The 13,284-nt window shown below is 54.6% G+C and carries 15 protein-coding genes; 6 read left to right on the top strand and 9 right to left on the bottom strand.

Annotated features, from left to right (window positions below; translation table 11 throughout):
- Window positions 1–258: 258 nt before the first annotated feature.
- Complete coding sequence (locus tag HZZ01_RS01085) at window positions 259–1,128, bottom strand: helix-turn-helix domain-containing protein (RefSeq protein WP_179895141.1); 870 nt, start codon at window positions 1,126–1,128, stop codon at window positions 259–261.
- A 177-nt stretch (window positions 1,129–1,305) separates the two neighbouring features.
- Here HZZ01_RS01085 and HZZ01_RS01080 point away from each other — a divergent pair, with 177 nt between their 5' ends.
- Window positions 1,306–2,205 (top strand): DMT family transporter, encoded by a 900-nt coding sequence (locus tag HZZ01_RS01080; RefSeq protein ID WP_179895140.1) that lies wholly within the window; start codon window positions 1,306–1,308, stop codon window positions 2,203–2,205.
- A 36-nt stretch (window positions 2,206–2,241) separates the two neighbouring features.
- On the opposite strand, the gene HZZ01_RS01075 is transcribed toward HZZ01_RS01080, so the two are convergent.
- The gene (locus tag HZZ01_RS01075; RefSeq protein WP_010257893.1) at window positions 2,242–2,475 is read right to left on the bottom strand and encodes a hypothetical protein; all 234 of its coding nucleotides are present in this window, start codon (window positions 2,473–2,475) and stop codon (window positions 2,242–2,244) included.
- Window positions 2,476–2,785: 310 nt separating this feature from the next.
- On the opposite strand from HZZ01_RS01075, the gene HZZ01_RS01070 reads away from it, so the two are divergent.
- Window positions 2,786–4,012, top strand: coding sequence for an MFS transporter (locus HZZ01_RS01070; protein ID WP_179895139.1), 1,227 nt, complete (start codon window positions 2,786–2,788; stop codon window positions 4,010–4,012).
- A gap of 48 nt (window positions 4,013–4,060) precedes the next feature.
- Here HZZ01_RS01070 and HZZ01_RS01065 read toward each other — a convergent pair whose 3' ends face one another.
- On the bottom strand, window positions 4,061–4,936 hold the full coding sequence (locus tag HZZ01_RS01065; RefSeq protein WP_179895138.1) for an SMP-30/gluconolactonase/LRE family protein: 876 nt from the start codon (window positions 4,934–4,936) through the stop codon (window positions 4,061–4,063).
- A 263-nt stretch (window positions 4,937–5,199) separates the two neighbouring features.
- Between HZZ01_RS01065 and HZZ01_RS01060 the strand changes: the two genes are divergently transcribed.
- The gene (locus tag HZZ01_RS01060) at window positions 5,200–5,373 is read left to right on the top strand and encodes a hypothetical protein (RefSeq protein WP_179895137.1); all 174 of its coding nucleotides are present in this window, start codon (window positions 5,200–5,202) and stop codon (window positions 5,371–5,373) included.
- A 78-nt stretch (window positions 5,374–5,451) separates the two neighbouring features.
- On the opposite strand, the gene HZZ01_RS01055 is transcribed toward HZZ01_RS01060, so the two are convergent.
- The 4 genes from HZZ01_RS01055 to HZZ01_RS01040 form a co-directional block, all read right to left on the bottom strand.
- Complete coding sequence (locus HZZ01_RS01055) at window positions 5,452–5,733, bottom strand: hypothetical protein (protein ID WP_179895136.1); 282 nt, start codon at window positions 5,731–5,733, stop codon at window positions 5,452–5,454.
- 273 nt (window positions 5,734–6,006) lie between these two features.
- Entirely contained in the window at window positions 6,007–6,813 is an 807-nt protein-coding gene (locus HZZ01_RS01050) for a hypothetical protein (protein ID WP_179895135.1), read from the bottom strand.
- Window positions 6,814–6,822: 9 nt separating this feature from the next.
- Window positions 6,823–7,275: a universal stress protein gene (locus HZZ01_RS01045; RefSeq protein ID WP_179895134.1), complete on the bottom strand. Its 453-nt coding sequence runs from the start codon at window positions 7,273–7,275 to the stop codon at window positions 6,823–6,825.
- A gap of 7 nt (window positions 7,276–7,282) precedes the next feature.
- A complete protein-coding gene (locus tag HZZ01_RS01040) occupies window positions 7,283–8,068 on the bottom strand; it encodes an IclR family transcriptional regulator (protein WP_179895133.1) in 786 nt (261 codons plus the stop codon).
- A gap of 149 nt (window positions 8,069–8,217) precedes the next feature.
- On the opposite strand from HZZ01_RS01040, the gene HZZ01_RS01035 reads away from it, so the two are divergent.
- The 3 genes from HZZ01_RS01035 to ypdK all read left to right on the top strand — a co-directional run bounded on the left by HZZ01_RS01035 (window position 8,218) and on the right by ypdK (window position 11,125).
- Window positions 8,218–9,816: an MFS transporter gene (locus HZZ01_RS01035; RefSeq protein WP_179895132.1), complete on the top strand. Its 1,599-nt coding sequence runs from the start codon at window positions 8,218–8,220 to the stop codon at window positions 9,814–9,816.
- Between the two features lie 2 nt (window positions 9,817–9,818).
- Complete coding sequence (locus HZZ01_RS01030) at window positions 9,819–10,847, top strand: HlyD family secretion protein (protein ID WP_179895131.1); 1,029 nt, start codon at window positions 9,819–9,821, stop codon at window positions 10,845–10,847.
- Between the two features lie 203 nt (window positions 10,848–11,050).
- Window positions 11,051–11,125: a membrane protein YpdK gene (gene ypdK, locus HZZ01_RS21145; RefSeq protein ID WP_099257831.1), complete on the top strand. Its 75-nt coding sequence runs from the start codon at window positions 11,051–11,053 to the stop codon at window positions 11,123–11,125.
- A gap of 51 nt (window positions 11,126–11,176) precedes the next feature.
- Here the strand turns inward: ypdK and alaC are convergent, their stop codons facing one another.
- Window positions 11,177–12,409, bottom strand: a complete 1,233-nt coding sequence (gene alaC, locus HZZ01_RS01020) for an alanine transaminase (RefSeq protein WP_179895130.1) — start codon at window positions 12,407–12,409, stop codon at window positions 11,177–11,179.
- A 117-nt stretch (window positions 12,410–12,526) separates the two neighbouring features.
- Entirely contained in the window at window positions 12,527–13,051 is a 525-nt protein-coding gene (locus HZZ01_RS01015) for a GNAT family N-acetyltransferase (protein WP_179897009.1), read from the bottom strand.
- Window positions 13,052–13,284: the final 233 nt, after the last annotated feature.

Here is a 13,284-nt window from a genome sequence, read left to right as displayed (position 1 = left end):
TATAAGAGTTTTCTTAAGAATCTCGCTCGCGGGTGCATGAAATCTGGGATTGCAAGATACTTCATTTCACTGTTCAATTGAGAATTGAGCCGTAAAATGACTGACGGCTAAAAAGTGCGGTTAATGACTATTTAATAGAATTGAGTCAGAAATTGATGACGAAACTTAACCCATAAGGGTTAATTCTAAACATAAAAAATGTTAATTATTTTTGGTGTTATTATGCGCTTCACATAACGCCTTTTGCTGCCAGGAAGATCAGCGACTCCCCCGTCGACACGCGGAAGGCGTCATGCCATAGACCTGACGGAAACGATGGCTGAAATGCGCAGAAGAGTGGAAACCACACTGAAGAGCAATCACGGTCAGCGTCAAATCGGGATGCGCAAGCAATGTCCTCGCGCGATCCATGCGACGACGCATCACAAACTGGTGTGGCGCTTCGCCCGTGGTGTGACGAAACATACGGGCAAAGTGAAACTCACTTAATGCCGCTTCCTGCGCCAGCACCGTCAGGGTTAAAGGCTGGTCGAGATGGGTTTCAATAAATTCCAGAACACGTCGTAATACCACCGGAGCCAGTCCGCCGCGCACCCGGGGCAATTGCCACTTTACGTCGCTGTAGTGTTGCAACAGATGGGTCAGAAGCAGTGTTGATGCACTGCTTAATGTCAGCTGGCTGGCGGGCTGTTGCCAGTCACTGCTCAGCAGGAAGTGCCGATAGAGCTGGGTAATACGGTCATCCGTAGAAAAGACTTTTTCATGCAAATTTAACTGCGCCGGACTGCGGTTCCAGACCTGTTCGGCCAGCTGCCGCAGCTGATTTTCACTGCAATAAAGATGAACAAAAGCGAGATCGGCACGCAGATCCCAGGTTGACTCCGTGCCAGAAGGCATCAGACAGAAGCGATCCGGTGCACCACCGTTACGCCAGCCGTGCGCAGTTTTATGCCAGGTATCGTAGCCGCCCGCCACATAAAGGCTCAGCGTGTGATGATCGCTAAGGTTGGTTACACGATCGCCACTATTGAACCAGGCCGCCAGCTGAATGCCGCTGTGAAGTTGCACCTGATCACGCAGTTGTGCTTTGTGGCGTTGCAGCATATCAAAGGTCTGGTAACGGCTCATCGGGGTATCAGCTCAGATAAACAGAGGGCCAGTTTACGGATTGCGCGGGACAGAGAACAGGCCACAATGGGACGGACGGCAAAAATGCGCAAGATTTTGCAAATGCTGCGCAAGCTGCTGCAAGAACCGATCGGTTTACTGGCGCAGACTCGGCGTTTTGCAGTGGAGAATCTCGCAATGAATCTTTTTTTGTATCTCTCAGTTGTCCTCATCTGGGGTACCACCTGGATTGCTATCTATGCGCAACAGTCTGCGGGCATCAATGCCGTCACCGTCGCTGTCTTCTGGCGCTTCTTGCTGGCTTCACTGGTCATGCTATTGCTGCTTAAGCTGATAAAACGGCTGCACAGGCTAACACTACAGGATCACCTCTTCTGTGTGCTGCAGGGGGGCTGCGTCTTTGGCTTCAACTTTGTTTGCTTCTATTACGCTTCTGGCTTTATCAGCAGCGGGCTGGAGTCAGTGATTTTCTCAATGGCTGTGATGTACAACGCTATTAATCAATGGATATTTTTCCGTCAGCGTCCTTCTGCACGCCTGATTCCGGCGATAGCACTGGGCATGGCAGGCATTGTTGCGTTGTTCTGGCACGATCTGCGCAGTACGCAGGCCTCTGCCGGATTGATGTTGGGCATTGGATTGAGTGCGCTGGGCACGCTGGGATTTTCTTTCGGCAATATGATCAGTCAGCGGCATCAGCGTCTCCAGCGCGACGTGCTGACAACCAACAGCTATGGCATGTTATACGGTGCGCTGATGATGGCACTGGTCTCGCTGCTACAGGGTGTTTCGCTGCAGCCAGCCTGGAATACGCAGTGGATTGGGGCCTTAACGTATCTGGCCATCGTGGGATCGGTGATGGGATTCGGGGCCTATTTTACGCTGGTGGGACGTATCGGCGCCAGTCGGGCTGCCTACACAACAGTATTGTTTCCATTGGTTGCGCTGACACTTTCTACCCACTTTGAGGGGTATGAGTGGCATGCCAGCGCCATCCCTGGCCTTGTCATGATTTTGCTGGGCAATATCGTGATGTTTGCCCGCTGGCCGGCAAGCCGTCGCCGGGTAATCATCTGACGCCGAAGCGGGCTGAGGCCCGCTGCCGGATGGGCGTTACGCCCACTGTTGCTGAAGGAGTTTCTGGGGTTTATTGATCGCTTTACGCGCAATCCAGTAGAGCAGAACACGCTCATCGTCACTATCACGATCGGCCATCGACAGCAGTTTTAATGCCAGCGTCGATTTGGTCACAGGCTGTTGTTCTGTACTGAGTTCAATCACCGCCTGACCGATGATGCAGCAAACTTCATCCTCACTGGTGCTGGATTCATATGTCCGGTCTTTCATATTTCCTCCTGTTAAGTGAACTCTAAGCCTGGCAAGTAATCTGGAAACCTGCTCATAGAATCATCTGATTGAAACATTATCTTACGGCTAATTACGCTTAATTATTAAGTTGCCGCTTTGGTTACTTCTGATTCGGCGGGGCTTTGGTTACTTCTGATTCGGCGGGGCTTAACTCCCGCGATGCCATTCATACCGCCTGAAGGGCATTTCATTCCCTGATCCGTTCCGTTCATGCCTTTACTGCTCACGCGCGCGAATCACTGCTTTATTCTGACCGCAGTGTCCAGATTCCCGGACGGGAGAGAAAATCATGAACCAGACTCAACAGGCTTCTTACCAGCGTTCCCGCTGGCTTACATTGTTCGGCACCGTCATTACTCAGTTCGCACTAGGGTCAGTCTACACATGGAGTTTGTTTAATGGGCAGCTGTCACAGAAGCTGGATGCCTCCGTCAGCCAGGTCGCTTTTTCGTTTGGCCTGCTGAGTTTAGGTCTGGCTATCGCCTCTTCGCTGGCCGGGAAATTACAGGAACGTTTTGGTGTACGCCGCGTCACTATCGGTGCGGGTGTACTGATGGCGCTGGGTTTCTGGCTCACCGCGCACGCCAGTAACCTGATGATGCTCTATTTCAGTGCCGGACTGCTGGTGGGTCTGGCCGATGGCGCAGGTTACCTGATGACGCTGTCAAACTGCGTGAAATGGTTTCCGGAACGCAAAGGGATGATCTCTGCCTGTGCGATTGGTGCATACGGTCTGGGCAGCCTGGGATTCAAATTTATCTGCGGGACGCTGCTGGCAACGGTCGGTCTGGAACAGACCTTCATGATCTGGGGCGTGCTGGCGATGTCGATGATCATCCTCGGCGCGCTACTGATGCGCGAAGCGCCACTGCAGCAGAACGGACCGGCTACCCTGGGTCAGCAACATGTGCGGGATTACACGCTGGCGCAATCAGTGCGACTGCCGCAGTACTGGATGCTGGCGCTGATGTTCCTGACCGCCTGCATGAGTGGCCTCTATGTGATAGGCGTTGCCAAAGATATCGGCGAAGGACTGGTGCATCTCTCCACACAGACCGCTGCCAGCGCGGTAACGGTTATCGCGATTGCCAACCTGAGTGGTCGGCTGGTATTAGGTGTGCTCTCCGACAAAATGCTGCGCATCCGAGTTATTTCGCTGGCGCAAATCGTGTCGCTGACTGGAATGAGCGTGCTGCTGTTTACCCGGATGAATGAGATGACCTTCTTCCTGTCACTCGCCTGTGTGGCCTTCAGCTTTGGCGGCACTATCACAGTATTCCCGTCGCTGGTGAGTGATTTCTTTGGCCTCAATAACCTGACCAAAAACTATGGCCTGCTCTATCTCGGCTTTGGTATCGGTAGCGTACTGGGTTCGCTGGTTGCCTCACTGTTTGGTGGTTTCACCGTCACCTTCAGCCTGATTATGACGCTGCTGGTCATCTCGCTGTTCCTGTCACTCACCATTCGCTTGCCGCAGAGTTCCGTCACAGCAGAACCTGTGTTGCAACGGCATTAATGCTTGCAGACAATTACCACGGGCCGCGATTAAGCGGCCCGTTTACGTTTAGCCGCGGAATCGCGGCTCTGCCATTCCCGCCACCGCCAGGTCTACGGCAAAGATATCGCCAGACTGCGGATAGCGCGCCAGCTCTTCTTCAGTGCGGTCTTCGCGTGAACTGGTGATGAACAACGTTTTAAGATCAGCACCGCCAAAGGCCACCATGGTTGGCCACTTCACTGGCAACAGGATCTCATCGACGATGTCGCTGCTCAGTGGATCGATGCGCACCACGCGTCCGCCATCAAACTGTGCTGACCAGTAAAAGCCTTTGCTATCTACAGCGGCACCATCCGGCAAGCCACCTTTCGCGTCGAAATGACGGAACAGGGTGCGTTCGCCCGGTTCGCCCTGCTCGTTCAACGGGTAGCGATAGAGTGCCTCATTCGGCGTGTCACTGTGATACATCCAGCGTTGGTCGGGGGAGAATGCCAGCCCGTTGGAAATTTTAATGTCGCGCGCCTTCACCTCCAGCTTCAGGTCAGGCGTCACACGGCACAGCAGGCCACCGTTTTTGTCCTGCGGTTCCCACAGGCTGCCGCACCAGAAGTTACCCCAGGGATCGACGCGGCCATCATTAAAGCGACTTTGCGCAGCGATACCGGGATTCTCTGCGATTTTTTTTTCTGGCTTACCCTTAGCATCCAGCAGCCAGACACCACCACGCAGTGCAGCTATCAGCCCGCCCTGCTCACGCAGACCGATACATCCTACCTCTTCCGCCTGGGGGAAGGTCTGCAACTCGCCGCTGCCCGGATCAAAACGGTGAATGGCGGGTGCCAGGATATCGACACAGTAGAGCACCTGCTCTTCGACGGACCAGAGCGGGCATTCGCCCAGTTCAGCCTGTAAAGCCAGAATATTTTTAACGTCATGCGCCATGTTTCTCTCCCATTGAACTGACATGCTAATAATGTAGTGGTAAAAACTTTTAAATGAGAATTATTTTGGCTTGATTTTGAGACTATTCTCTCTGATAGTATTTATTATTCAGTTCATTCCGATTTCTTTAATTATCTCTGCTGCAAAACTCGCCACTCTGAAATATTCCGTCATATCTTCCTTAATAACTCTACAAAGCCTGCATCTTCACTCCACTTTTCCAGCGTAGTGTCACAGTCATTGGAAAAGAGGAGAAGCTTCCGATGAAGAGATTAATTAAAGTCGCTTCTGTGGTTGCACTGATGACGTTATTAAGCGGTTGTATCATCAGACCAGAACACGACAATGGCTGGCATCGCGGTGGTGGCGGCGGATATCATGGAGGTTACTATGGAGGTTATCACGATGGGTATCATGGCGGTTACCATCGCCGCTAACGGGCAAAGATGTCACACAGCATAAAATAAAAGCGTTAAAATTAAAGGGCGGGATAATTATCCCGCCCGTTTTTATATTCAGCCTTTAAGTGCGTAATTACACTGGAACCACATTTTCTGCAGTCCTGGAATATGACTTTCCTGCGCAGGCAATGCCTCAACTTTATCAAATCCTTTCTTATTGCAGTAATTCGCCAGATCTATATCCATTGCGTCACGATTGACCTTTGCCGGATCAAAACGATACTGCACGGTGTTTGAGTCTGGATCTTCATCAACGCGTTCAAATGCCCCGGGTTTGCTGGCAGTACAACCACTCAGCAGAATCAGCGCCATTGCGCCGGTAATCAGTTTTTTCATTTAGTTATCCTCATGTTGCCGCGCAGTTTATGACGCAGCCAGTCACGCATCCATAGGATTAATGCGCGAAAAATCAAAAATTTAGAAGCTTTTACCGATTAATGCAATACGATTAAACGGCTATCACTATCATGACGGAAGTGACAGGATGTACTCAGACCAAACGAAATGAAGACTGCACCACACCAGGAAATGCCAAAATAAGAAATCTGTTCCTCTCTCTTCCCTGCCCGCGTTTAGCGGGCTTTTTTTCGCCTGCTATTCCGCCGTCGCTCACTGGCCCGTCATTGCCACCATTCTACGTAACAGGTTAGCGGCGCGCTTGTCCGGTAATGCCAGGATGGCACTGTAGAGATCAATCGACATGGCACACAGCGATGAACGATCAACTGCCGTATCAGCAGGCATATTCAGTTGCTGCAGCCTGTCGCCCCATTTCAGATAGAGCCGTGCGACGATTTTTTGCAGATCGTCCTGGGCCTGGGTCTTATCCAGCGGCTGCTCGGGTGGAGGACTGTTCAGCAACAACTGCTCCATGGCATCCGCCTCTTTGTGATTCAGCGAAGACGGCAGTGTGGTCAGCAAATTGATGCCCCCACTCACCTGTGGATAGAGATATCGGAAGCAAAGGCCAGGGTCGATTTGGTTCAGCGCCCGCATCTCTTCTACCGAGACGCCGATATAGTTAACGACCGCAGTATCCGTTCCGCGCATCAGTCGCTGGTTAATCACCTCAATCAGCCAGCCACGTAGCTCGCCCGTCGCCTTGTCAGCCGGCTCGCCCGCGCGGATTCGATGGCTCAGCTCCTGGGTCAGCAACAGCCATAATGCCGGTTCCTGCGTCTTCAGCACCCGATAGCCTGGCATAGTTGCCAGTTGATTTACCGCCTGCTCACGCTGCGCGGTCTGTGCCTGATGCGGCGCGACCCAACTGAACCAGACCAGATTTGCCAGTATCAGTGGCAGCAGAAAGAGGATCAGCCCCTGCCACAAACGCAGTCGGGTAGTTTTGATCAGCACAATGACGATAAACGCCAGCAGCGCAAAGGCGGCCAGCGTAATGAAGAGCAGAGAATTCATGCTGCGGAGTTAATCCTTACGCACATCGATCAGCACAGGACAGTAAGCACGCTCGATAACCGATGCGCTGACGGAGCCTTTTAACAGCCGATTAAAAGAAGAGAGATGGCGACGTCCCATGATAATCATGCTGGCCTTGAGCTGTTGCGACTGGGCAACGATGGTATCTGCCGCATCACCCGCCAGTATCATGCCTCGTGCATTAATTCCCGCTCGCAGTAACGGTGCCAGCGCATGACGCACGACCATTTCCGCCGTATTCTGCTCATCCTGCGCCGCCACAAAATCGGCCGGATCTTCACCCGCATCGATTTCCATCGGCTGATTACAGGAGGAGTAGGCAGGATCGACACAGCACAGCACCACCACATCGGCACGATGCGCCAGCGCTTCTTCAATGGTTAACGCAACCACCTTCTCAGCGACAGGAGAGTGGTCAATGGCCATCAGCAGGGTTTTCATTAGTTGATTATCCTTCAATCGCGGCGATTTTGCCGATTTCACGCACCAGCGCCTCTTTACACTTCAGCATCTCGTCACGAAAACGGGCTTCGTGTCGAAGAAAACGAGCAGAGGGCACCAGCAAAGAGACTGAAAAGCGACCAAACAGCGTATCCAGGGCAAACGCCATGGTAGAGATCCCTTCCAGCGTTTCACCGCGATCCACGGCAATACCGGTTTCGCGCACTTCCCTGATAAGTTGCAACAACTGCGGCAGCGTTTTCACCGTCATATCGGTTAACTCCTGCCAGGCGTCGCCGACGATCGTTCGCACATCTTTTTCACACTCCAGCGCCAGCAACGCCCGCCCACCAGAGGTACTGTAGAGTGGCAGATTAAGTCCCATATGCGGCACCACCCGAAGTTCCCGCGATGCCACCACATGGTGAATAATCGCCAGCTGGCTGCCACTGGCGCGGGCCAGCGAGACCGTTTCATTCGTGTCGGAAGAGAGTTTTTCCAGCAGCGGACTGACCAGATCGACCACGTCGGTGTGCACGCTGGAGATCAATTTTAACAGTGCCGGCCCCAGCCGCAGTCCACCCGCCCCGCTGCTTCGCACCAGTTCGGCGCTGTCGAGCGCAGCGACAATGCGCTGCACCGTTGAACGGGGCAGTTCCACCGCCTGAGCAATCTCGCCGAGGCTCATGCCGCCCGGCTGTTCGCCCAGCGCATTAAGAATTTTTGCCGCACGGGCGATGACCTGAATGCCGCCCGTTTTTTCCTCCTCGCGGCTGGAGGGTTGATGTGCCATAGCGTCGTCCTGTTTGAGCTGCCTTACTGTAGCGCGAATGCCGCACTTTTTACAGCCTGTACCACATTGCAATACAGCATACCGGGATGTAATATTACACCCTGTATCACATCGCAGTACACTGCATCATAATAACGAGATCGCCTGCCATGAACGCTAAGCCAGCCGCCGCGCCGGCCCCTCATCCTTTTACACTGCGACTGGCCCTCGGCCTGGTCGGCGTCCTCATCGCTGCGCTGACCTCCGGGCTGAACGACCGCGTCAGTGATATCGCGCTGGCCGATATTCGTGCCGCGATCGGCATCGGTTTTGATCAGGGTAGCTGGATTATCTCCGGTTATCAGGCAGCAGAAGTGGCCGCCATGATGATTGCGCCCTGGTTTGCCGTCACCCTGTCGCTGCGGCGTTTTACGCTCGGCGTGTCGGCGGGATTTATGCTGACCGGCATTCTGCTGCCACTGGTGCCGGATCCGACGCTGTTTATCAGCCTGCGCGTACTGCAGGGCCTGTTTGGTGGCGCACTGCCGCCGATGCTGATGACCGTCGCCCTGCGCTTTCTGCCGCCGCCCTTTAAGTTGTTTGGCCTGGCAGGTTATGCCCTGACCGCGACGTTTGGCCCCAATATGGCAGCCTCGCTGGCCTCGTTGTGGACCGACCATGTCAGCTGGATGATGGTGTTCTGGCAGGTCGTGCCCGGCATGCTGATTGCGATGGTGCTGATCAGCTGGGGGATACCCCAGGATCCACTGCGTCCGGAACGCTTTCAGCAAATCGATCTGTTCGGCATGGTGACCGGTTGCAGTGCTGTCGCGCTGCTGGTTCTGGTCCTGACCCAGGGTGAGCGCCTCGACTGGCTGAACTCGCCACTGATTGCCGGTATGCTGCTCGCCGCATTGCCGCTGATGCTGGTTTTTCTGATCAACGAGTGGTTCCACCCGCTGCCGCTATTCAAATTGCAGATGCTCCGACGGCCTAATCTGGCACACGGTCTGCTGGGACTGGCCTGTGTGCTTATTCTGGGGCTTTCAGGCTCCGCGCTGCCGTCGGCCTATTTTGCTCAGGTCAGCGGCTTTCGCACTCTTGAGTTTGCCCCGCTGGCACTGACCGTAGGCCTGCCGCAACTGCTTATTGCCCCACTGGTTGCGGCCCTGTTGAATATCCGCTGGATCGATTGCCGCTGGATGCTGACGGCGGGCGTCGGCCTGCTGGTGATCGCCTGTCTTATGGGCACACAGATCACAAGTGACTGGGCCCGGCAGAATTTCTGGTTGTTGCAGGTCCTGCAGGCGTTCGGACAACCGATGATCATTTTGCCGATACTGATGAGCGCCACCAGCGTTGTGGCCCCACCAGAAGGCCCGTTTGCCTCGGCGATGTTTAATACGGTACGCGGTTTCTCCAGCATCGCCGCCTCCACACTGGTTGAGGTTTTCCTCTCTCATCGTGAGCAGTTTCACTCCAGTGTCCTGATTAATCAGGCCGCCAGTCGCAGCGGGCTGATGACCGCGCCGACGGTCAGTCAGGCCAGCCCCAGTCTGCCGCTTTTGCCGGATGGCAGCATCAGCGCCAGCGATAATCTCAGCGGATTCGCCACGCTGGTCCGGCATCAGGCCACGGTGTTGAGCCTGAGCGACAGCTGGCTGATGTTGACCAGCTTTGCCGCCTGCCTGTTATTGCTTACCGCCATCCTGCCAAAACGGGTCTGGCCGCCTCAAACTTTGATTCAAAACCCTTCCCGGAATAACTGAATATGCGTACTTTCGAAATGAGAAGAACCCTGCTGCTGAGTCTGCTGCTGCTGGTGTTACTGGGCATCGCCTTTTTAGTCTGGTCGCTGATGACCGGCAACGATCATCGCACCAACGACGCTTACGTTAATGCGGATTACACCGTCGTGGCGCCAAAAGTCTCAGGCTATATCAGCAATGTGCAGGTGCAGGATAATCAGCAGGTCAAAGCGGGCCAGCTGCTGGTAACGCTGGATGATCGTGACTACCGTGTGGCACTGGAGAGTGCCGAAGCTGACCTGCAGGTGAGTCAGGCAAAACTGCTAAGCAGTCAGGCTCAACTGGAGCAGCAGCAGTCGGTGATTGATCAGCAGAAAGCCAGCGTCGCGGCCAGCCAGGCTTCTGCACAGTATGCCGGTCAAAGCGCCGATCGCTATAACCGACTCTATAAAAGCGGCACCGTGGCAGCCGACGATCAGCAAAAGGCCAGCTCAAATCAGCGCTCAGCGCTGGCAGCCGTGCATCAGAGTCAGGCCGCGCTGGCATCAGCAATGAAACAGGTCGGCGTATTACAGGCTGCGGTGCGTTCAGCGGAAGCCGACGTCGCCGCGGCTAAAGCCAGCGTCGATCAGGCCAGGCTTAATCTCTCCTATACGCGGATTACGGCTCCGGTGGACGGCATGGTGGGTCAGCGCTCGGCGCGGACCGGCGCGTACGTATCAGCCGGAACCCGTCTTCTGGCAGTGGTGCCACTGCAGCAAACCTACATTACCGCTAACTATCTTGAGACGCAGTTAAGCGATGTGCGTCCGGGCCAGCGAGTACGAATCAGTGTCGATGCCCTGCCGGGCGAGACTTTTACCGGCCATGTAGACAGCATCGCACCCGCCACCGGCGCAACTTTTTCGGCGATCGCTCCCGATAACGCTACAGGCAACTACACTAAAGTCGTCCAACGTCTGCCGGTGAAGATTGTGCTGGATGGTGACCAACAGCATCTGGCTCAGTTACGTGTCGGCATGTCGGCGATCCCTGAAATCCAGGTACCCTAAAATTGTGAGCAATATCTCAGAACGGACCTATTTCATTTGGGCGGGATTACGCGTAAATTAGCGCCTGATCCTGTTCTGAGAGTTATTCAGATCGACCCGGAAGAGAGCAGACCATGCGTGAAATGGCGATCTCTTTTCCACATCTGTTCGCGTTGCACTGGTTTGGGATCGCCATCATCGTAACCGCTCAGAGGAGTTGCTTTGTGAAATATGCCTTGATGGGAATATCTTTTTTCGCGTTACTTTGGTTCGGAACCTTTGTTCTGTTGCTGAAGTAATGGCGTGACAGTGCCGCCACGGGGCGACCATTGCGTCGCCCCTGCTGGTTGTCAGCTCTCTTCTTCTGTTTTCATGCTGCCCGGCAATACGCCATCGGCACGAAACATCGCTTTAATTCCCCGTACCGCCTGACGAATACGATCGCTGTTTTCAATCAGCGCAAATCGCACGTGCGTGTCGCCATAGTCACCAAACCCGATGCCGGGTGAGACACAGACTTTCGCCTCCTGCAGCATGTGTTTGGCAAACTCCAGCGACCCCAGATGCGCATAATGGTCAGGAATTTTTGCCCAGACGTACATCGAGGCTTTCGGGTTATCTACCATCCACCCCGCTTCATGCAATCCTTTGACCAGCACATCACGGCGACGTTTGTACTGCTCTGCGATGTCGCGCACGCACTGTTGATCCCCTTCCAGCGCCGCAATCGCTGCCACCTGCAGCGGCGTAAAAGTGCCGTAGTCATGGTAACTTTTGATTCGCGCCAGCGCGGCGACCAGCTCTTTGTTGCCCACCATGAAACCGATGCGCCAGCCCGCCATGTTGTAGCTTTTTGACAGGGTAAAGAATTCGACGGCAACATCCCGTGCACCCGGTACCTGCATGATCGATGGCGCTTTCCAGCCGTCGTAAACGATGTCGGCATAGGCCAGATCGTGGATAACCAGCACGTTGTATTGCTTCGCCAGCGCAATTACTCGCTCAAAAAAGTCGAGCTCCACACACTGTGCGGTCGGGTTGGACGGGAAGCCGAGGATCATCATTTTTGGTTTGGGGTAGCTTTCGCGGATAGCACGTTCCAGCTCATTGAAGAAGTCGACACCCGCCACCAGCGGTACAGAGCGCACCTGCGCACCCGCAATCACCGCACCGTAGATGTGAATCGGATAGCTGGGATTGGGTACCAGCACGGTATCCCCGTGATCCAGCGTCGCCAGCATCAGGTGCGCGAGCCCCTCTTTGGAACCGATGGTAACAATCGCCTCAGATTCGGGATCGATCTCCACCTGATAGCGATCGGCATACCAGCGCGAGATCGCCCTGCGCAGACGCGGAATGCCGCGCGAGGTGGAATAACCGTGGGTATCGTCACGCTGCGCAACCTGGCATAACTTTTCGACGATGTGCGGCGGGGTCGGGCCATCAGGATTGCCCATTGAAAAGTCGATGATATCTTCGCCGCGCCGACGCGCAGCCATCTTCAGTTCAGCGGTGATGTTGAAAACGTAAGGGGGTAAGCGTTCAATACGCGAGAAACGACGGGGTGTGCTGTTATCAGCCATGATGTCCTCTGGATTACGTAAGCGCCCGGACCGTCCGAGCGACGCGGGTCACTGCGGTGACCCGTTACGAACATAACGTGGCAAGGATCATTTTGTCGAGGCTGGCGGAAAGTTTTTTTATTTTTGCGGATTCAGCCGTCCCAGCAGCCAATCGTTCACCCAGCGACCATTCAGCAGATAATTATCCCGCAGCGTGCCCTCCAGCTGAAAGCCGTTTTTCTCCAGAATACGGCGTGACGCCCAGTTACCTTCAACCACCATCGCCTTGAGTTTATGGAAATCGGCTTCAAGCAAAAACTGGCATAGCGCCGCCAGCGCTTCGCTGCCATAGCCCTGACCGCAGTGGCGATGCAGCAGCATATAACCCACTTCCGCCTGACGGTGAGGCTCCCATTCGGGGCTACAGCCAAACAGCCCAATGGGTTCACCGCTGTCACGCCGTCGCACCACCAGGCAGAGCATGTGGAAACTGCCCGGCTGCCAGGGTGCCAGACGCGTGGTGAAGCGCTGGCGGATATCCGCTTCATCGGGGATTTCGCTAACCCAGGTCATGGTGTCGGGATCTTCATGGACAGCACGAAACAGTTGCCAGTCCTCTGGCTGTAATTTACTCAGGGTTAATCTGGCGGTGACAAGTTGCATCTGCGGCTCCCGATGGGCGCGGTTTTCCAGCGACAGCTGGCGCGCGTCATCGCGCAACATAGCAAAACGGCATCGCAGCGACCAGTCCTGGCAGGCTGAAAAACTGTTCCCCTTTATTGCACTCAGGCTTTCCCCTTTTTTACAGACTGGCCTTAAAAATTGATCTGAAACACGAACCCCCGGCATGATTGATCGGGGCGCTAGCGGTTCGCGATCACATTTTTTATCATAGC

Source organism: Pantoea sp. WMus005 (genome assembly GCF_013415305.1).
Taxonomy (GTDB): domain Bacteria; phylum Pseudomonadota; class Gammaproteobacteria; order Enterobacterales; family Enterobacteriaceae; genus Pantoea; species Pantoea rara.
The sequence above is the reverse complement of the archived record's forward strand: the minus strand, read 5'-3'. Positions and strand labels throughout refer to the sequence as shown.